Source organism: Spirosoma horti (assembly GCF_054776595.1).
Map to the genome: position 1 here is coordinate 213,137 of NZ_BAAHBQ010000004.1, position 19,173 is coordinate 232,309.

The 19,173-nt window shown below is 50.6% G+C and carries 18 protein-coding genes; 8 read left to right on the top strand and 10 right to left on the bottom strand.

Annotation, left to right across the window (positions count from 1 at the left end):
* Positions 1-4: 4 nt before the first annotated feature.
* From ACYVAM_RS12445 to ACYVAM_RS12475, 7 genes are all read right to left on the bottom strand, one after another.
* Positions 5-562 carry a YceI family protein gene (locus ACYVAM_RS12445; RefSeq protein ID WP_461067397.1) on the bottom strand — a complete coding sequence of 186 codons (558 nt, stop codon included), beginning with the start codon at positions 560-562 and terminating at the stop codon, positions 5-7.
* Between the two features lie 4 nt (positions 563-566).
* Positions 567-1,253, bottom strand: coding sequence for a hypothetical protein (locus ACYVAM_RS12450; protein ID WP_461067399.1), 687 nt, complete (start codon positions 1,251-1,253; stop codon positions 567-569).
* A gap of 16 nt (positions 1,254-1,269) precedes the next feature.
* A complete protein-coding gene (locus ACYVAM_RS12455; protein ID WP_461067401.1) occupies positions 1,270-1,779 on the bottom strand; it encodes a QcrA and Rieske domain-containing protein in 510 nt (169 codons plus the stop codon).
* Between the two features lie 78 nt (positions 1,780-1,857).
* Positions 1,858-3,516 (bottom strand): porin family protein, encoded by a 1,659-nt coding sequence (locus ACYVAM_RS12460; RefSeq protein WP_461067403.1) that lies wholly within the window; start codon positions 3,514-3,516, stop codon positions 1,858-1,860.
* The gene (locus ACYVAM_RS12465) at positions 3,497-4,075 is read right to left on the bottom strand and encodes an RNA polymerase sigma factor (protein WP_461067405.1); all 579 of its coding nucleotides are present in this window, start codon (positions 4,073-4,075) and stop codon (positions 3,497-3,499) included. The genes ACYVAM_RS12460 and ACYVAM_RS12465 overlap by 20 nt, the downstream gene beginning before the upstream one ends.
* A gap of 119 nt (positions 4,076-4,194) precedes the next feature.
* Positions 4,195-5,037 (bottom strand): hypothetical protein, encoded by an 843-nt coding sequence (locus tag ACYVAM_RS12470; protein ID WP_461067407.1) that lies wholly within the window; start codon positions 5,035-5,037, stop codon positions 4,195-4,197.
* Between the two features lie 98 nt (positions 5,038-5,135).
* Positions 5,136-6,290, bottom strand: a complete 1,155-nt coding sequence (locus ACYVAM_RS12475) for an App1 family protein (protein ID WP_461067409.1) — start codon at positions 6,288-6,290, stop codon at positions 5,136-5,138.
* 190 nt (positions 6,291-6,480) lie between these two features.
* On the opposite strand from ACYVAM_RS12475, the gene ACYVAM_RS12480 reads away from it, so the two are divergent.
* The 7 genes from ACYVAM_RS12480 to ACYVAM_RS12510 all read left to right on the top strand — a co-directional run bounded on the left by ACYVAM_RS12480 (position 6,481) and on the right by ACYVAM_RS12510 (position 11,409).
* Entirely contained in the window at positions 6,481-6,849 is a 369-nt protein-coding gene (locus ACYVAM_RS12480; protein ID WP_461067411.1) for a Rid family detoxifying hydrolase, read from the top strand.
* Positions 6,850-6,933: 84 nt separating this feature from the next.
* Positions 6,934-8,463, top strand: coding sequence for a glutamate--tRNA ligase (gltX, locus tag ACYVAM_RS12485; protein ID WP_461067413.1), 1,530 nt, complete (start codon positions 6,934-6,936; stop codon positions 8,461-8,463).
* Between the two features lie 77 nt (positions 8,464-8,540).
* Positions 8,541-8,831, top strand: a complete 291-nt coding sequence (locus ACYVAM_RS12490) for a hypothetical protein (protein WP_461067415.1) — start codon at positions 8,541-8,543, stop codon at positions 8,829-8,831.
* A 128-nt stretch (positions 8,832-8,959) separates the two neighbouring features.
* On the top strand, positions 8,960-9,739 hold the full coding sequence (locus ACYVAM_RS12495) for a TIGR00266 family protein (protein WP_460933997.1): 780 nt from the start codon (positions 8,960-8,962) through the stop codon (positions 9,737-9,739).
* Positions 9,740-9,922: 183 nt separating this feature from the next.
* The gene (locus tag ACYVAM_RS12500; RefSeq protein WP_460933995.1) at positions 9,923-10,213 is read left to right on the top strand and encodes a hypothetical protein; all 291 of its coding nucleotides are present in this window, start codon (positions 9,923-9,925) and stop codon (positions 10,211-10,213) included.
* A gap of 146 nt (positions 10,214-10,359) precedes the next feature.
* The gene (gene gldD / locus ACYVAM_RS12505; protein ID WP_461067417.1) at positions 10,360-10,947 is read left to right on the top strand and encodes a gliding motility lipoprotein GldD; all 588 of its coding nucleotides are present in this window, start codon (positions 10,360-10,362) and stop codon (positions 10,945-10,947) included.
* A 36-nt stretch (positions 10,948-10,983) separates the two neighbouring features.
* Complete coding sequence (locus ACYVAM_RS12510) at positions 10,984-11,409, top strand: c-type cytochrome (protein WP_461067419.1); 426 nt, start codon at positions 10,984-10,986, stop codon at positions 11,407-11,409.
* Positions 11,410-11,530: 121 nt separating this feature from the next.
* Here the strand turns inward: ACYVAM_RS12510 and ACYVAM_RS12515 are convergent, their stop codons facing one another.
* The 3 genes from ACYVAM_RS12515 to ACYVAM_RS12525 form a co-directional block, all read right to left on the bottom strand.
* Positions 11,531-13,141 carry an acyl-CoA carboxylase subunit beta gene (locus ACYVAM_RS12515; RefSeq protein WP_461067421.1) on the bottom strand — a complete coding sequence of 537 codons (1,611 nt, stop codon included), beginning with the start codon at positions 13,139-13,141 and terminating at the stop codon, positions 11,531-11,533.
* 80 nt (positions 13,142-13,221) lie between these two features.
* Positions 13,222-14,226, bottom strand: a complete 1,005-nt coding sequence (locus ACYVAM_RS12520; protein ID WP_461067423.1) for an MlaD family protein — start codon at positions 14,224-14,226, stop codon at positions 13,222-13,224.
* A gap of 178 nt (positions 14,227-14,404) precedes the next feature.
* The gene (locus ACYVAM_RS12525; protein ID WP_461067425.1) at positions 14,405-15,247 is read right to left on the bottom strand and encodes an N-acetylmuramoyl-L-alanine amidase family protein; all 843 of its coding nucleotides are present in this window, start codon (positions 15,245-15,247) and stop codon (positions 14,405-14,407) included.
* A gap of 316 nt (positions 15,248-15,563) precedes the next feature.
* Here ACYVAM_RS12525 and ACYVAM_RS12530 point away from each other — a divergent pair, with 316 nt between their 5' ends.
* Positions 15,564-19,127, top strand: a complete 3,564-nt coding sequence (locus ACYVAM_RS12530) for a putative LPS assembly protein LptD (RefSeq protein ID WP_461067427.1) — start codon at positions 15,564-15,566, stop codon at positions 19,125-19,127.
* Positions 19,128-19,173 lie beyond the last annotated feature (46 nt).

Sequence of the window (19,173 nt, forward strand, 5' to 3'; positions counted from 1 at the left end):
ATATTCATAAAGCAAAGACCACATTGAACCGAAGTTGCATAGCATCCTCCGTTTTCAGGCCCATAAGTGATGGCCGCTCAACATTGTGATCACTCATATTTACCGGAAATTCGCCCGTTAGTGTCATTTTACCACCTGCCTCTTTGCGTGTCGCCTGCAAGGTGGCTAGCTTGGCAACACCATGAAAGGTGAGTGTTCCTTTGGCCGTTATCGTGCCATTATCACCACCCTTTATGTCTGAACTGACAAAGGTCACATTAGGGTATTTTAACCCTTCGAGCACCTCGATCGCGTGCGAATCCCGGTTGTTATTGTCACTATCGAACGACGCTACTTTGAGCGATACCGCGATCGTTTCGGGCAGTTTCGTCTCGTCGTTGTAAATAAGCGCACAATTGACGTCGTGACTTACGCCGTCCCATTTATGCAGCGGGTGTTTGGCCGAGTACGTAACGGTCGATAGGGCTTTATCGGCCATTAGTTTTCGCTTAGCCATCGGGCTGACAAAGGCGCACAAAATTCCGATAGCTGCCCAGCAGCTATACTTCATTAACGTATTCATAGTCTTAGAAAGTTATGGCTAGAATCGAAGCCGCATACGCGCCAAAGGTTGTATACGCAGCCGCCCGGTGATAGGGTTTGAGCGATGCGTTTTCATCGATCATGTGAGCCAGCACATTGGTCGCCACCATGCCCGTCAAGTGAACAATGGCGAGGTATTTATGGAGCTTGATCGTCGTAAATCCTTTCCGGGCACCCACTACCGGCGGTGGCGCGGTGAGCGAAAGCAGTAACGTCGTTCCATACGTAACGTTGATAAACGCAGCCGACCGTTCGTGCCATTTTTTGGTATCGACATAATCCTGCCCTTTGGCATTGTAAAGTTTTGCCCCAATAATTCCCTGCGCGATGAAGCCGGCCAGCGTAACAAAGCCGCCGATCTGGTGGGCAATAAGCATCGTTCGCCGAACCTTCAACTCATGCGCGCGCCCATCGGGTGTTAGTGGCGCAATCTTCATGGATCGCAGCAATCCTTTTGGTCCCCAGAATGCCCGCTGCGTGAAAATCATTTTATGCGGCAGTAGCTCCGGCTTTGCTTCGGTCGAGTCGCTCAGCCCCGCCAGCAAGTCTGTGGCGGAGGCATCCGTTGTTGATGGCGCAATGCTGGTGTCCCGACGAACAGCGGTCGAATCCTGCGCCTGTAGCGCACCCGCACCCAGGTACATAAAAAAGGCAAAACAAATGTATTTCATCGGCTAAACGTAGCGGTTATGCAGTTACAGTCAACGTGTTTCCGTTCGTACTGAGTGTTGTTTTATATTGGGTCAGAGCTCTGGTAGCAGGCCCTACTTTTACAGCACCTGTTGTTTGGAATTCGGAGAAATGGCTCGGGCAGAAAATGTCGTCTGTGTCTGCCCGATATAGTACTTCATTACCTTCGTGCGTACATGTTTTAGACAGTGCGATCAAGGAGCCACTTTTCGTTTTAGCAACAATCAGGCTTCCAACTAAGGCATACTGCCCTGCGGTTTTCAGCTTACTGAAGTTGGCATCTGTCAAATCAAGGGTGAAGTTGATAGCACCTTTCGATGTATCTGCATTCCCTGTTATACCTGTGCTGGGTGCGGGCGTCGCTGGTGCTGGGTCATCGTTACTTTTTGAGCAGGATGTAAGTGTGGTTCCCATGCAGTAAAAGGCCATTAAAGCGGCACTGCTCATCCCCAGGCTACGCAAAAATTCGCCACGCTTCATTTGGTCGGTCGTTGGATTGCTTTTCATCGGCTGTTTGTTTAGTTTATTTCGTGTAGGTACAATAATCAGGAAGCAGTTTCGGGTAAAAGCGAAAAAGAATGTCTCTTACAACTTATAGCGGATCGAGAAAAAAGCGCCAGTACTCAAAAGGTTAAGGTTAAGATAGCCAACTTTTCTCAGTGGCATTTTCATAAAAGGCTCTATCTGCCAGGACAGCCGTTTCGTTAAGGCCCGTTCATACCCAACGGACAGGTTTAACTGACTGAACCCATAGCTCTTGCCTTTATCACTGTAGTCGGGTATAGGCTTATGAACGTATCCGGTGTATTTATAGGCATAATCCTCCTGCTCAATGAGGTAACTCGTAACTCCGCCCGTGAGGAACCACCGGCTTGGTGAGCGACCATCGGCTCTGGGACTCAGCAAAAAGTCATAGCGCACATTGATTGGAATATCCAGCATCTTGCATTGACCATCCACTCCCTGCGGAATAGTGTACATCCCGTTTTTGAAATAATCGCTCAACTCATAATCCGATGCAGATGCTCTGTAAATTTTTGTACTCTGGATAACGCCAGCCTGTACACTCCAACGCGGAGCCAGGCGGTATTCCAGCAGTACACCCACATTGGTGCCTGGACGGGCAAAGTTCTTCAACCCAATCGAACTCAAATCGGGGGCAACGGCCAGCCGAACACTTAACCCACGCTCTACCGGCGATTTCGGTACAACCAGTGCAGGTTCATCGGGCGCTTCTATCGTTGGCGGTAGATCAACAGGGCGCTTCGTAAATACCAACGGCTTTGGCCATTTGGCGGGCCGGATTGTCAATTCGCGTACGTCTGGCAATCCGGCTGGTTCCGCCTGGTCAATCATAGGTTGGATAAAGTTCTTTGGGCTACTCGTTGCGGTCAATGGGCTGCTGCTCTTGTCAGCACCCGTTTCCAATGACCGCTTTTTAACCATTGGTGATGACGATATTGCGTCGTTCGTTGCCACAAGAAGTCGGCGGCTATTCAGCCAGTCCGATTGCTTTTGCTTTCTTTTCGATGAACGATCCGGTATTGACTTACCCGTTCGTTGCTTTGTGCCCATTACCTCACTCACCCTTGCCACGGTTCGTTCTGTTAGGTTTTTTGACAAACGGGCCGTTCGATTGCGTTCAGTTTTCGATGCGTTTGTTTCTCGCACATACGCCCCGATCTTCTCATTCGTTTCACCCGCAGTTGCAGGCGTATTCGTTTCTTCAGACCCATTTAAAAGCCCATCCGACTGATTCGCCGATTTAGTTGGAGAAGCGGTTATCGCGGGCTGTTCGCTAACTGGCTTCGTCAGCTCAGTCGATTGCCCGGCTGGGTCAACAGACTGGGCTGACGAACTAGTCGATGTGGTTGGTGCGGAGTCGGTATGACCGGGCTGAGGTTTGCTGGTCCCTAGTCGTGTCATAGCTGTTCCGGCGACGTCGATTTGCGTACCGGAATTGGTTGGCGGTGCCGTAATGACGTTACCAGGCAAAGCCTCCCGACTGGGTGTGTTACGACGATACAGGTACAAGCCACCCACCGTTAGCAGGAGCAAACAAATGGGTAATCCCCAGCGAAGCAAATTTTTCCAAAGCGGTGTACCACCACCGGGTGTTGGCCGATCATGCGCATCCAGCCGAGTGCGCATATCCTGCCAGGCCGCCGGATCGAATGGAGGATCAAACTCTTCAGCCGACTTTCTGAAGAGCCCGTCCAATTGGTCATCGGTTAGCTCTGACATACTCATCGTTGTTTAAGCGCCTGACTAACAAGCGTAGATTCTCCCGTGCCCGGGCCAGGTTCGACTTCGACGCGCCAACTGAAATGCCGAGTTGACCGGCAATTTCCTCGTGCGTGAATCCATCCATAACATACAAATTAAATACTAGTCGATAAGCGGGCGACAGCCGCTGAACCAATCCCATTAAATCTTCGTGGGCCAATTGACTAAATGCATCGGCCGATTCTGAAGCAACGGTCTGTTCGAGCGGCTCAACATCCTCGTGATGATGATGGCGCACCTCCTGCCGGTAGTGATCGATGGCCGCATTAATTAAAATGCGCCGAAGCCAGCCCTTAAATGGCTGTGCTGAGTCATACTGGTCCAACCGCGTGAATACCTTCAGAAACCCATCATTCAGTACCTCAAGCGCTCCCTCACGAGTGGGCGCATAACGCAGACAAATGCTCATAGCATACCCATAGAACTGCCGGTAAAGCAACTCCTGACTTTTCCGCTGGTTGCGCAGGCAGCCAGCCAGTAGGTCGGTTAAGGCGGGTATGTTAGGCGTGTTGGACAAAGTGACCTATCTTGTAAAGTACTATTCCCGATTTACAGCCAGTTGGTCGTTCGGCCAACTTGTTTGTTTAAAACATTTATAAACGAGTGATCAAACCCGTAAACCGATGACCGTTTCACTTAATTCGGCGCAACGGGCGAGGTCGTATTCACCACCGGCCAGACACCCGGCCTTGGCACGCTAACCCCTTTGGTATTGCCACGGGTAGCCTGATCCGGACCGAAATAATAGAGTGGCCAGCCTTTATAGGTCAGTTGAGTTTTCCCTACTGACGTAATCGTTTTAAAATCGTTTTTGTCCAGTGTAGACGGAATCTCACCAATTGTCGTCGACGTCACAAATATTGGCCAGGTAGCATCATTGCTCAGGTCAGCTTTTGTGTATTTGTTCACATTGTTTTTGTCGAACGCGTAGGCATAGAGGGTGCGACCAACACTATCCACTAAAAATACAGAGTTTCCCGTTCCTTCTTTGGTATCGAATGTATAGCTTTTTCCATCATTACCAACAAGTTGGCGGGAGGCCAGCATGACGGTATAATTTGTTTTAGCCGCCATCCAGACGTTGCCCACTTTATCACCGAGAACATCTCCGGCTTTCGCATCATTCTTGAAGTAGTACAGAGGCCAACCCCGGAAGGTCGTCTGCTTGCTATTGTCGGCACGGGTTATGGTGCCAAAATCACTGGCTTTCAAACCGGCACTGAGCGTTGGCGTTTCTTTATAAAAAACGGGCCAATTGTCTTTGCAGGCTCCCGAACAGGTAGCGTCTCCGGCCACATCCCCGGCAAAGAAATAAAGCGTTTTCCCTCCTTCGCCAGTCATTATGTTGCCGAGCGACGAGGTGTTGATGGCCACATCTGGTGAGACGATGGCTTGATTATCTTCCTTACAACCAAGCAGAGCTACCACCAGCATGACCGTTGCGATCAGGGAGCGATTGACGTAAACGATTCGTTTCATTTTATCAACTGTGTTAAGAATTAAATAAGAACAGTTGAACCGGTTCGTTCGTCAATACGGGAGGTTTTGGAAACAGGTTGCGTGAGCGCAAAAAAAAATCAACTTTCTTCATCGGCCCGCCGATCCGCGCGGATTTCGGGAATGGTGTCCGGGTCGATCAGACCAAGCGAAGCCGCATGTTCGGCGGCTGCAACGGTATCGGCTACCAGCAGCATCGGTACGTTATACGCTTCCGTCGTTCGGATGAGTTCGCGAACGGCTTCGTCGCGTTGATCAGGTGTTACATCGCGGATGTAAACGGCCAGAATCCGGCCCGGATTTTCGCGCACAACCTGCGAATAGATTTCAGGATCCTGCTGACCACTATCGCCAATCAGTATAAACGGCAGTTCCGGATTCACATCCAGCACCTTACGAATCATGGACAGTTTATGCGTGTGATGGCCTCCAGCCGATAATAATTTCGCGCTCAAATCAAGCTCGCGGAGTAAAATGGGCCCTTTAGGAATACCCTGTATCCGAAAGAAATCGACCAGCAGGTCGTATAAATTCCAGGGGCTGCTCGACACGAAATAAATGGGATTGAAAAGCGTCGTGAGGGGACCGCTCTGCAACGCCCGGTAAAAAGCGGCTATGCCCGCAAAGGGCAGGCGTGTATAGGCATTACCTAAAAACGTGAGTTTAGCTGTCTGGAGCAGATTGGTGGCATCGGTCACCAAGACCGTATCGTCGATGTCCGAAATAACCCCGAACTGGCTGTAAGGGGGCGAAATCATGACATAGCCTTCTTTCTCAACGGACTGATTGCCCTTTCCGTCATTCAGCTCCGTGGCGGGTTGCTCAACACCATCCAGCGAATAACGCACCGGAAACCACGCCCGCCCTGGCGGTAAATCGTTGGGCGGATTGATCGTTGTCTCAAAATATCCGTCTTTGTCTGTAATGGCCGTATGTGTTTGCCCAAAAGCCTCTATACGCACCGTTACGCCGGGCACTTCGCGACTACCAAACCGCTGATACGTTGCCAGCAGATTTTGCCAGAAGGTGTCCCGATCACTGGGCGTGCTGAGATCACGCTGCCGCAATACCCGACCCGACAGCCAAACGGCCGTTGGGCTCCCAAAGCCCCGGTAATAAATGATCCGATAGGGTTTGCTGGCATCGAGCCGACCAAACAGGCGGCTTTTGAGCCGGTCAAACTGATTTTCAGCATCTGCCGATGCATTCGTCAACAATTCATTCAAAAAAGACATAGGTAATAAGAACCAAGGGGCTTATGGAGACCGGAAATCGTTTTTCGTGAAGATGATGAACGGATTTTCGGCCATCCGGGGGTTTAGTGATAACTTGCAGGCAATTTACTTGTCGGCAGGCAGTTGATGGTGGGGCGTCGGTTACTGACCGTCACCGTTTACTGTTGCAGACGATTATCATTAAAAAACCATGAGCAAACAAATTGTTTATACCGACCAGGCACCCGCTCCGATTGGACCTTATAGTCAGGCCGTTAAAATGAATGGCACACTCTTCGTTTCGGGGCAGGTCGCCATCGAATTAGCGCCCAATGGCGACATTCAGGCCGAGACGCAGAAGGTAATGGAAAATATTGGTGCCATCCTGAAGGCCGCCGGTATGGATTATACCAACGTCGTGAAAAGCAGTATTTTCGTGAAAGACATGAACAACTTTGCCGCGATCAACGAAGTATACGGCCAGTTTTTCACCGTCGACCCGCCCGCCCGTGAAACCGTGGAAGTAGCCCGACTGCCTAAAGATGTTAACGTTGAAATTTCAGTAATAGCTATTCAATAGTGAATGAATGATAGAATACCTGACGCGCAATAGGCACGTTATTGAATTATTCAATCATTCACTCATTCGCTCATTCATATTCCCATGTCAAGACCCGTTCGCGTTCGTTTCGCGCCCAGCCCAACCGGCCCGCTGCATATTGGCGGAGTGCGTACTGCGCTTTATAATTACCTGTTCGCCCGTAAAATGGGCGGAAAAATGCTCCTGCGGATTGAGGATACCGACCAGAACCGCTTCGTACCGGGTGCGGAAGACTATATTCTGGAAGCCCTGCGCTGGGTCGGCATCGAGATCGATGAAGGGCAGGGTACAGGAGGACCACATGCCCCCTACCGTCAGTCGGAACGCCGGGAAATTTATCAGAAAGAAGCCCAGCGCTTAATTGATGAGGGTAAAGCCTACTATGCGTTCGATACGGCCGAGGAATTGGATGCCATGCGTAAACGGCTCGAAGAAGCTAACGCACCGGCGGCTCAGTACAACGCCATCACGCGGATGCAGATGCGCAACTCCCTGACCATGAAACCAGAGGACGTTAAGGCCCGCATGGATGCCGGAGAGCCGTTCGTTATTCGTCTGAAAACGCCCCGCAAAGAAGAAGTCCGGCTCAATGATCTGATTCGGGGCTGGGTGAATGTACACTCGTCGGCTATCGACGATAAAGTTCTCCTTAAATCAGACGGTTTACCGACCTATCACCTGGCCAACATTGTGGATGACCACCTGATGGAAATCACACACGTTATTCGGGGAGAGGAGTGGCTTCCCTCGGCGCCATTGCACGTACTGCTGTACCGGTATCTGGGCTGGGAAGACACCATGCCGCAATTTGCCCACCTGCCGCTGCTGCTCAAACCCGAAGGCAACGGCAAGCTTAGCAAACGCGATGCTGACCTGGGCGGTTTTCCGGTATTTCCCCTGCAATGGACCGACCCGTTTACGGGCGTGGTGGCGCGGGGCTTCCGCGAAGACGGCTACCTGCCCGAAGCGACCATCAACTTTCTGGCGCTACTGGGCTGGAACCCCGGAACGGAACAGGAATTGTTCACGATGGACGAACTGATTGCGAGCTTCGATATTTCGCAGGTACATAAAGCCGGAGCGCGTTTCGATATTCAGAAGGCGCAATGGTTCAACCACCAATACATTCGTCTGCAACCCGATGCAGCTCTGGCCCCCGCCGTTCAACAACAGGCCGAAGCCGCCGGACTGACCTGCTCGCCGGAGAAAGCGGAGAAAATTGCCGCCTTGCTCAAAGGACGCGTCAATTTTGCTCACGAATTATTCACGGAAGCGGGTACGATCTTCAACGCCCCAACGACCTACGATGAAACCATCGTAGCCGCAAAATGGAATGAGGATGCGAAACGGGCCGTGACTGTTTTCCGCGATGCTTTACAGTCGTTCGACGGTGTGTTTGTGGCCGACGAAATCAAACATACTCTCGGCGATGCAATGCAACAGGCAGGTATCAAGCAGGGGAAAATCATGCAGGCCATGCGGGTGGCCCTGACGGGTTCCGGCGCTGGCCCTGACCTCATGCTAACCATGGAAATCATCGGCAAAGCCGAAACAATTGACCGTTTGGAGCGCGCGCTGAATACGTTAAAATAGATGTCAGCTAATTTTTTAAACCTATAAGCTGAGACAACGTTTCGGTCTTATAGGTTTACAGTAAACAACATACCCTTATGGCAAAGAAAAAGACAAACCCCGATGAGAACGACAAGCCCCGCGTTCATAAAGAACTCGAAGGCTTCGATATTCAGATAAACTCGTTTGGTGAAATAACGACGAGCTTCGATATCGATAAGATCAATCAATTTCTGAATAAAACTGTCGATGATAAAAAGCTCCGGCATCGAACCGATCTGAATTTGAAAGGTGAACCCGAAGCCGACGAGAATGACGATAAATCGGACGACGATCACTTGTTTGATGAGACTGACAACGATTTACCCGACGACATAAACCAACGGTAAAAGCCCGACCCGCTAAAACGCCCGGTCGGGCTTTTTTTGTGCCGTTTATCAGATAATCTACAGATAAACTGCCTATCATTTACTAGTTTTCGTCCATAATCAATCAGGTAGACTAACCAAACCCGACTATGTACGCTCACGAAATCGACTACAAGATTATTGGTGAAGATATTCAGATCGTTGAAATAGAACTGGACCCGAACGAGACCGTTATTGCCGAAGCAGGCTCGATGCTGTTCATGGAAGATGGCATCTCATTTGAAACAAAAATGGGCGACGGCTCCCAACCTGATCAGGGGTTTCTGGGTAAACTACTGCAGGCAGGTTCTCGGATGGTGATGGGTGAGTCGCTTTTTATGACCCACTTTACCAACCGGGGCGTGGGCAAAAAGAAGGTGGCGTTTTCAGCCCCTTATCCGGGTACTATCATGCCCGTAAACATGGCTAATGTGTACGGCAATACCCTCATCGTTCAGAAAGACGCCTTTCTGTGTGCGGCTCTGGGCACCAAGCTAAGCATCCAGTTCAATCAGAAACTAGGCGCCGGTTTCTTCGGTGGCGAAGGGTTTATTCTCGAAAAAGTGCAGGGCGACGGCATGGTGTTTATTCACGCTGGTGGCGTGGTTGTCGAACGCACGCTGAACAACGAAACACTGCGGGTCGATACAGGTTGCGTGGTTGGTTTTGAACCAAGCATTAACTTCGACATTCAGCGGGCGGGTGGCCTGCGGAGTATGGTATTTGGGGGCGAAGGACTATTTCTGGCTACCCTACGGGGCTCGGGAAAAGTCTGGATTCAGTCGATGCCCATCTCTAAATTGGTGCAACGCCTGTCGCCGGGCGGTGGTCAAGCCAATAAAGAAGGCGGTTCCGTACTTGGGCAATTAGGCAATCTGTTTGAAGGGTAATCGAAAGCATGACTCCTATAGCACACAGATTTTTATGATCAATATGATTTCTTACGCCAACAAATCATATTGATCATAAAAATCTGTGTGCTATAAAAGGACATTTTTTATCTAAATCATGTTAACTAGAAAAATCTAATAAATCCGGGCCGCATCGGCGCTCCGATCAGACAGTTTCAACAAATGGAAGTTATTTGCACAAACGACAATTTTCCAGCGCCCGTATTGGCCTTCTACGCTGAGTTTGGTATACAAACGCCCAAGCGTGACCAGATGTACACAATCCGGCAGGTAAAACGCCATACAACGGGCGACACGGGCGTGCTGCTTAACGAGATCAAAAACCCCGACGTGCCCGTGAAGCACCCGGTAATGGGCGAGGTGTGGTTTGAGCCAACCTTCAATGTTAACCGATTTGCCACATTGCTGGGCCAGCCTGTTCTGAAAGAAGAGCTGGAAGACGTAAATGCCTAATTAACATCCTGATATACTTTACGCGCAGCCCGGCACGAAATCGCTGGGCTTCTGCGTTTTACTGTAACCCGGACGGCTGCGTCCGGCTGCATGACCCGTAGTATAGTTAGATACTCAGATCCAGCCGTTTAGGCTACACAACACTTGTGATAAAGCACTCGCTCATTCTTTTAGCAGGCCTTATGTTAGCCGCCTGCGGTAGTGACTCGGCCGATAACTATGTACCGAAACCCAAAGGATTTCCCCGGTTCGATTTACCGACACCGACCTATAAACTACTCGACCCAACGCATCCGTACCAGTTCGAATATAACTCCATTGCCCGCATTCTACCTGACACGTTTGCCCGCTCAGAGCCCGACTGGATTTTCATTAATTATCCTACGTTCAAGGCAAGTGTTCAACTGACGTACAAGCCCGTCCTGAACGACGTAAATCGATTGCGGGCTATGCTCGACGATTCGTATAAACTGGCGGCCCGGCACAAAATAAAAGCTGCGGTATTTGAGGAACGACGTGTTAAATTAAAATCGGGGCTGGAAGCCAGCGTGATCGATTTAGGTGGCGAAGTACCCAGCCAGGTGCAGTTTATAACGACCGACTCGACCACCCATTTCCTGCGGGGAGCGTTGTATTTTAACACCGCCACGGAAAATGATTCGCTGCAACCGGCCATTCAGTATATTCGCAACGACATCATGCACATGCTGAACACCTTGAAGTGGCGCAAATAGACGCTAACTCCTCATTAAAACGATACACTCAAGTTTATGAAATTACTTATTGCCTTCACTCTTTGTCTGTCCTTTTCGGTTTCCATTGCCCAAACCAAAAAGCCCACAGCCAAACCGGTTGCCAAGTCAGCCACAGCCGCCAAATTACCCGGCCAGCTCATTTACGAACAGAACTGCCTGACGTGCCATCAGGCCAACGGGTCGGGTGTTCCGAACCTGAATCCGCCCCTACGCCAAACCGACTGGGTACTGGGCGATAAAACCCGTTTGATTAATGTCTTGCTGAAAGGGTTGCAGGGACAGGAAATTGAAGGCGATGTGTACGACAACGCCATGCCCGCCCATGACTTCCTGAACGACACGCAAATTGCCGACGTACTCACCTACGTCCGCAGCAACTTTGGCAACAAAGCCGAGGCCATTACGGCTGACGAAGTGAAAGCTGCCCGAGCGGTGAAGTAAGTGATTGAACCACAGAGGCACGGAGTACACAGCGAAATTCACTAAAGAAACTCTGTGTACTCCGTGCCTCTGTGGTTAATTCTTCTCTTACAGAAAATGACCGATCAAAGAATAGCTCAAGCTAGGTCTGTATTACGCCTACGGAAAATGGCTTTGTGATGGGTGCATGATTTGCGGCAGCGATACCTTCGGACAGAATTTTCCGGGTGTCGAGTGGGTCAATGACGGCATCAACCCAGAGCCGGGCGGCTGCATAATACGGCGAAAGCTGTGCGTTGTATTGATCCGTAATCTTTTTCAATTGAGCCTGTTCTTCTTCGGGCGTCATTGGGTTACCCTTCGCTTTTTGAGACGCTACCTGAATCTGGAGGAGTGTTTTAGCGGCTGACGCGCCACTCATCACGGCCATTTGTGCGGTTGGCCACGAAAGCATCAGGCGAGGGTCGTAGGCTTTGCCACACATGGCATAGTTGCCTGCTCCGTAGCTGTTGCCAATAACGACCGTGAATTTGGGCACGACTGAGTTGGACATGGCGCTGACCATCTTGGCACCATCTTTAATAATGCCGCCCTGCTCCGCCCTACTTCCAACCATAAAGCCGGACACATCCTGCAGAAACACCAGGGGGATCCGTTTCTGATTGCAGTTCATAATGAACCGAGCCGCTTTATCGGCGGCATCGCCGTAAATAACCCCGCCCATCTGCATTTCCGTGGGTTGGCCGGTTCGGCCTTTGGCTTTCACCACCTTCCGCTGATTGGCTACGATACCAACCGCCCAGCCATCAATTCGTGCATAACCGCAGAGTAATGACTGACCGTAACCGGGCTTATACACATCGAATTCCGAGTTATCCACCAGTCTATCCACAATTTCCTGCATGTCGTACGGTTTTACGCGATCGGCGGGAAGGATTTCGTAGATTTCACGGGGTTGTTTAGCTGGTTCAGCCGGGTCAATACGGTCGAAGCCAGCCGTTTCGGAATGGCCAAGTTTGTCGAAAATCCGTTTGATCGCATCCAGGCAACTCTTATCGTCGGGATACTTATTATCGACGACACCCGATATATCGGTGTGCGTGGTAGCACCGCCCAGTGTTTCGGCGTCGACATCTTCACCGATTGAGGCTTTAACCAGATACGGACCAGCCAGAAAAATAGAGCCCGTGCCTTCAACAATCAGGGCTTCGTCGGACATAATGGGTAAGTAAGCCCCACCCGCTACGCAACTCCCCATAATGGCTGCCACTTGCAAAATGCCCATTGCCGACAAGTGGGCATTATTCCGGAATGTCCGGCCAAAGTGCTCTTTATCCGCAAAAACCTCATCCTGCATGGGCAAATAAACGCCCGCGCTATCGACCAGATAAATGATGGGCAAGCGATTTTCCATCGCAATTTCCTGCGCCCGAAGGTTCTTTTTGGCCGTAATCGGGAACCAGGCTCCCGCTTTCACGGTGGCATCGTTAGCCACAACAACACACTGCCGCCCCGACACATACCCAATCCCCACGACCACGCCCCCCGACGGGCATCCACCATGTTCGGCATACATACCCTCGCCCGTGAATAATCCGATTTCGACAAATGGCTTTTCGGGATCAGTCAGGTAGTCGATGCGTTCGCGAGCCGTCAGTTTGCCCTTTCGGTGCTGGTCATCAATCTTTTTCTGTCCACCACCGAGTTGAGTTTGGTGGGTACGCGTGGCGAGTTCGTCGAGAAGGGCTTGCATGAAGGAATAGTGTCTGTGCCGTTACTGGTAGTCAATAAACGGTCAATATAAATGAGTTGTTGTTAACAACTACAGACAGTTTACTTCCTTGTCGAATCGACCAGCGCAGGCGTAACACTAGACGTTGTGTTCGTTGCGCTAACTTCTGGCGTTGTAGCAGGCTTATCCTTTCGGCCGAAGAGCGAGAAATGTACGTACCGTTTAGGGTTTTCACGCAGATCGGTCAGGAGTTTTTCAAGGCTGGCCGTTGTCTTATTGACGTTCGTATAAAGCGCTTCATCGGAAGTCAGCTTGCCTAACGAACCGCGTCCATTACTGACATCAGCCAGAATATGCTGAAGGTTATCAACTGTTCTGTTCACACTGGTCAGCGTCTGCTTCAATTGAAGCCCCTGGAGGGAGTCGGCAAAGGTATCGGCTTTCGCCAGAATGGGTTTTAGCTGTTTTTCCGTTTCGATGAGCGACGCCGATAGTTTATTGACGTTAGCGAGGGTAGCCTGCAGGCCCGCCCGGTTTTCGGCAACGGTCAATCCCAGGGTACCAACAGCCGCATTAGCGCTGCGCAGGGTCTGATTCAGGACAACGCCCGTTTGATCAAACTGGGCAACAACCCGGTTAAGCTGGTATGTCAGGGAATCGACATTGTTAAGCACAGGCAAGGTTTTTTCCCGAATCAGCGCCGACAAACCTGATTCTTTAGCCGCCACCAGCATACCGCCATCTTCAAGTTCCGGTTTGCCATAATTGATACCCAGGCGTATGAGCTTACCGCCCAGCAGGCCATCATCGGCCAAGACTGCCCGCGATCCCTGGGTGACAACAATTTCTTTTTTGAGTTCTACGGTAACCAGCAGTTTGTTCTGCTGATTCTGTAAAATTTCGACACTCTTGACCTGACCTACTGTTAATCCATTGATTCTAACGGGGTTAGAAGCTACTAACCCATCGATATTATCGTAAACAACCTGATACTTATGGGTCGAAGAGAATAAGTCAGAACCTTTCAAAAAATTAAATCCAAAATAGAGCATCATCAGCGAGACGACAGCCAATAAGCCTACTTTTACTTCCTGAGAAACTTTCATGCGTTTGTGAAGGTGAATGACCTGGGCGGACAGATCAATTCGTTTAATTGACCCTATAACCAACTTTAGGGTTGGTTTGTCCCGCAAATGTTGGGAAAATGGATGAAAGGCAAAACCAGCGAATGGTCAGCCCATCCTGTCCAACTCCCGTTTCCGAACATTCATCCACTCAATTTGCTTATCCGCCCGCTTCAATTTCCTGTTTATAGAGCACGAATGCCTTATAAATGGCATCCGAAATTTCGTCCTGTCCTTCTGACGAAATCAGGTAATCTTCTTCGTCAGGATTCGTCAAAAAACCAGTTTCTATCAACACACTGGGCATCGTTGTTCGCCAGAGAACCAGAAAGCCCGCCTGCTTTACGCCATTGCTTTTGCGTTCGGCATTCCGCCGAAAACTGCGTTCCACTTTTTCGGCAAAATTGATGCTGCTTCCCATGAATGCATGCTGGTAGTTGGCCAGCATGATGTGAGCCAGGGGCGAATTTGGATTGAAGCCTTTGTAGGTCTGCTGATAGTTTTCTTCTTTCAGGATAACCGCGTTTTCCCGTTTAGCTACGTCCAGGTTGCCATTCGTTTTGTGCAGCCCCATCGTATAGGTCTCGGTACCATATACCCGGCTCGATGATGGACTGGCGTTACAATGAAGCGAGATGAACAAATCGGCTTTATTTCGATTCGCAATAGCTGATCGCTCGGCCAGTTCGACAAAATGATCGGAAGAACGGGTATAAATTACCCGAACATTTGGCATCTCTTCCTTAATTTTACGCCCCAGTTGTAGAACAAGCTTAAGGACAATTCGCGATTCACGTGTTTTTCGACCCAGGCAGCCCGGATCTTTGCCTCCATGGCCTGCATCGAGCACAACGGTTCGTAGCTGGTTTGGTGCATCATTAGCCTTTGTCTCTGTGTCCTGCGACCCAGTCCGGCGAATGGTATCCTGGGTTAGTTCGGGTACTAACGCATCTGGACTGGTCAGTGCCAGCAAGGGAAAAATCAACAGCGCTACTGTTGTCATTATTCCGGGAGATAGGACCGAAATAGAGCTGTCAGTTGATTTAATAATTTTTAACGACCAAAAACGTTTCAAAGCGGTAGCGGGATGACTGTTCGTGAATACCTTTGTAAGCCATAGACTTAACGGTCTTGAGGCAAATATAATTTTTTTAATAAACCTGAAAAAAGCATACTTTATTTTGCGGCCCTCGCGGATACGACCAACATGGATAAAGGCGGCAAGCCTTTTTATCTGGCTAATCTGGACGTTCAGCGCGTTAGGACAGAGCGGAACAACGCCCCCACAGCCTGCAAAAGGTGGTTTACCGCCTGCTACAGTGCCAGCACAACGGGTCCCAGATTCGAAATATGGGCTGGCCAATGACAGTACCCCGCCCAAGCCAGCGCAAAAAAAACCGGCCGGTCGCGTCGTTGTTGGTCCCTCATCAGGCTCGGTTACGCTTCCAGACTCCCAAACAAGCCCCGCTGGCACGAGCCAGGAAAGCGACCTTGAACGGGAGCTTAATCAACGGCAATCTGTACCTAACCGGCTTGGCACGGGTACAAAACGGCAAATTACCCCTACTCCATCCCCTGTGACCCGCCCGACCAGGCAGGATTCCATCCGGTCATTGCCCGCAGAACGGGTCGTTACAGCACCGGATGCTACCAACATCAGTCCCGTTCAGATTACCCCATTAATCCGATTACAACCGAAACCACTGATGCTGACACAGCGCTTATCAGCCAATCTGATATCGGACTTGCCGTTGGCGCAACAGCGGTTACTGGCGGTTAGCAGCAAACTGGTAAAACGGCGACCCGCGCGACCCGATTCGGTTGCTCAGCTTGCCCGTACGAAACCGAAACCCGTTAGCAACCCTGATTCGCTTAAACTCGCGGCAAGGAACGTTGTTCGAAAAGATTCCATTCCAGCGAAAGCAAAGCTAACCGATACAAAGTCAACCACTACGACCGCTCCTCGTTCGCAAACTAGCCTGGCTCAACAAACGCCGGTCAAACCGATACAAACCAGACCCGGTTTGGTTTCGCCCAATGTCGTTCGGCCGGAGAGCCGGATCAAACCCCTGCAACCCAATTTGAACCGGCCTCTCGGCACGGCTGATTCGTCGCAGGTTGCGGCTAGAGACTCTGTGGAAAAAGACTCCCTTCAAACGGCCGACTCCTTCAAGACAACGGTCAAATACCAGGCCAAAGATTCTACCTTTTATTCGGCTGACGGACGCACCGTCGAGCTGTTCGGCGAGGCCAGTGTTGTTTATGGCGACATTTCACTCAAGGCCGATTATATCCGGCTGAACTACCTCACTAATGAGGTTTATGCAAAAGGCCGGTACGACTCAACTGCCAAGAAGCTGATCGGTCGGCCCATTTTTCAGGATGGCGAAGGCAAATACGACGCGAAAGAGATTCGCTATAACTTCAAATCGCGCAAGGGGCGTATTCAGGGCGTTATTACCCAGCAGGGCGAGGGTAACATTCGCGGGCAAACGGTCAAGAAAGACGATGAAGACAACCTCTACATTGGCCGGGCCATTTACACGACCTGTAATCTGGCGACTCCGCACTTTCACATCAATGCCAGTAAGCTGAAAGTCATTCATAACAAACAGGTGGTGGCCGGGCCATTCAACCTGGTGATCAATCAGATTCCGTTGCCCATCGGCCTGCCTTTTGGGTTCTTTCCCTTTCCGAAAAGAAAAGAGATTGGCGTGTCGGGTATTATCGTGCCCCAGTACGGCGAAGAACCCAACGGGCGGGGATTTTACCTGCGTGATGGTGGCTATTACTGGGCCGTCAATGAAAACCTGGGCCTTCAATTTAAAGGGCAGATTTATTCGCGGGGTAGCTGGGGATTGGGCGTATCATCCGCCTATAACAAACGGTATACTTACAGCGGCAGCGTGAATTTGCAGTTTAACCGAAATCGCTCCGGCGACCGGGTCGACCAGACACAAACCCCGCGTAATGATTTTTCAGTCAACTGGTCTCACTCGCCGGTGCCACGGGGCCGGGGTAGTTTTTCGGCCAATGTGAACGTTAGCAGCAACAGTTATAACCAGTTTAACTCCTACAGCACGCAGTCGTACATTTCGAACGTAGCCGGTTCATCGGTGCAATACAGCCGCACGTTCGGACAATATGTACGGGCGGGTGCCAACGTTCGGGTAAACCAACAGTTTGGCCAGGTAAACCAGCAAACAGGCGTTCGGGAAAACGGCAAAACCGACGTGTCGTCGGACTTTAACTTTGGCGTCAACCAGATCGCCCCCTTTGCGCTCAAAGGCGGCACAGGCCGTTGGTATGAAAGTTTCCGGGTAGGTTTGGATGTGAGTGGCTCTATCGGCGTCAGCAACACCATCCGGCGTCAGGTGGATACAACTGGTCTGGGCTTCCCCATTTATACCACAATCACTGCGGTTAATACCCTTCAGCGCATTGCCGACAGCACCCGACGGGCTAATAATCTGCGCTTTGGTATTGTAGAATCGGATCCAAACCTGATTCCATTCAGCATTGCCAATGCCAATAGAATCTGGGAGAACCGGGTGATACAGGCCCGGTATAGTATACCCATTTCGCTGCCTAACATTAAATTATTACGGTACATCAACGTTACGCCAGGCTTCGCTCTGCAAGGTGACATCTACAGCAAAAAACTTAGTTACACCTACCTGAGCGACCGAAATGCGGTACGAATCGACACCGCACGTGGCTTTTTTCCGTCTTATAACTTTTCGGTCAATGCCAGCATGAACACCCGTTTCTATGGCACGTACTTTATTCGGGGAAAACGCATTGAAGCGATCCGGCACACGGTAGCGCCTTCTATTTCGTTTAGTTACGTACCCGACTTTACGAACCCGTCTTTTGGGCAATTTCAGATACTACCCGCCGAAGGAGCCTTGGCTAATCTGCCGCTTTATCGCCGGACGCTATCGGTTTTCCGGGGCCTGGGCGGTAGTGCAGGAAGCGCATCGAGTACCCAATCGGCTTTCATCTCGTTCGGTATTGTGAACCAACTGGAGATGAAAGTCCGCACCCGCAGTGATTCGTCGGGGCAGGATTTCAAGAAGATTCCTATTTTCGATAACCTGAGTATCAACGGTAGCTACAACCTGCTAGCCCCTGACTATAAATTATCGCCCATTGCTGTCAGCGCCAATACGCAGATATTTAAAAATATCAGCTTCAACTTCTCGTCTACCTTCGATCCATATGCATACCGGCCCTACGGCGGTACGGCGCAGTACATGTTCCCAACCTCGACGACGCCCACCCCACTGGCGTTCTCCCCTTCCATTCTGGCCCTGAATGCCGAGCAGCCCTACGTCGATCAGCAATACATTCGGGTGCCGAATCTGTATGCCTTCCAGGCGGGTCAGGGACTACTTCGTATGACGAACTTACAGGCCTACGTCAGCGCACGCTTTGCGCCCAAGCAGGCTGACAAGAAGAAATCGAGCCCCAACGCATCCGACGCCACCATGAAGGCGATCAATAATAACCCGGAGTTGTACGTCGATTTTAACGTGCCCTGGTCCATGAATGTGAGCTACACATTTGGTCTGACCAAACTGACGCCCATTCAGTCGCAGGTGATTCAGGCGTTAACGCTGACGGGCGACCTCAGCTTAACGCCTAAATGGAAGGTGACGATCAATACGGGCTATGACTTCGTATTCCAAAGCCCGACGCTGACCACGATTGGCATCAACCGCGACCTGCACTGTTGGGAAATGGCGTTTAACTGGACGCCTTATTCGGGCAATAATTTTCGGTCGGGCAATTATTCATTCGATTTGCGGGCACGGTCGTCCATTCTTCAGGAGCTTAAACTCAGTCGTCGCCGGAGTTTCTACGACCGGGGCGGGTTCTAGTCTGCTAAAAGCAAACCAAAAACGCTAACTTGCTTCGTCTAATCTC

Bases quoted from the DNA above. Each gene is read 5' to 3' on its own strand.
- ACYVAM_RS12445 (WP_461067397.1), bottom strand. From the start codon at position 562: ATGAATACGTTAATGAAGTATAGCTGCTGGGCAGCTATCGGAATTTTG.
- ACYVAM_RS12450 (WP_461067399.1), bottom strand. From the start codon at position 1,253: ATGAAATACATTTGTTTTGCCTTTTTTATGTACCTGGGTGCGGGTGCG.
- ACYVAM_RS12455 (WP_461067401.1), bottom strand. From the start codon at position 1,779: ATGAAAAGCAATCCAACGACCGACCAAATGAAGCGTGGCGAATTTTTG.
- ACYVAM_RS12460 (WP_461067403.1), bottom strand. From the start codon at position 3,516: ATGTCAGAGCTAACCGATGACCAATTGGACGGGCTCTTCAGAAAGTCG.
- ACYVAM_RS12470 (WP_461067407.1), bottom strand. From the start codon at position 5,037: ATGAAACGAATCGTTTACGTCAATCGCTCCCTGATCGCAACGGTCATG.
- ACYVAM_RS12475 (WP_461067409.1), bottom strand. From the start codon at position 6,290: ATGTCTTTTTTGAATGAATTGTTGACGAATGCATCGGCAGATGCTGAA.
- ACYVAM_RS12480 (WP_461067411.1), top strand. From the start codon at position 6,481: ATGAGCAAACAAATTGTTTATACCGACCAGGCACCCGCTCCGATTGGA.
- gltX (WP_461067413.1), top strand. From the start codon at position 6,934: ATGTCAAGACCCGTTCGCGTTCGTTTCGCGCCCAGCCCAACCGGCCCG.
- ACYVAM_RS12490 (WP_461067415.1), top strand. From the start codon at position 8,541: ATGGCAAAGAAAAAGACAAACCCCGATGAGAACGACAAGCCCCGCGTT.
- ACYVAM_RS12495 (WP_460933997.1), top strand. From the start codon at position 8,960: ATGTACGCTCACGAAATCGACTACAAGATTATTGGTGAAGATATTCAG.
- ACYVAM_RS12500 (WP_460933995.1), top strand. From the start codon at position 9,923: ATGGAAGTTATTTGCACAAACGACAATTTTCCAGCGCCCGTATTGGCC.
- ACYVAM_RS12510 (WP_461067419.1), top strand. From the start codon at position 10,984: ATGAAATTACTTATTGCCTTCACTCTTTGTCTGTCCTTTTCGGTTTCC.
- ACYVAM_RS12515 (WP_461067421.1), bottom strand. From the start codon at position 13,141: ATGCAAGCCCTTCTCGACGAACTCGCCACGCGTACCCACCAAACTCAA.
- ACYVAM_RS12520 (WP_461067423.1), bottom strand. From the start codon at position 14,226: ATGAAAGTTTCTCAGGAAGTAAAAGTAGGCTTATTGGCTGTCGTCTCG.
- ACYVAM_RS12525 (WP_461067425.1), bottom strand. From the start codon at position 15,247: ATGACAACAGTAGCGCTGTTGATTTTTCCCTTGCTGGCACTGACCAGT.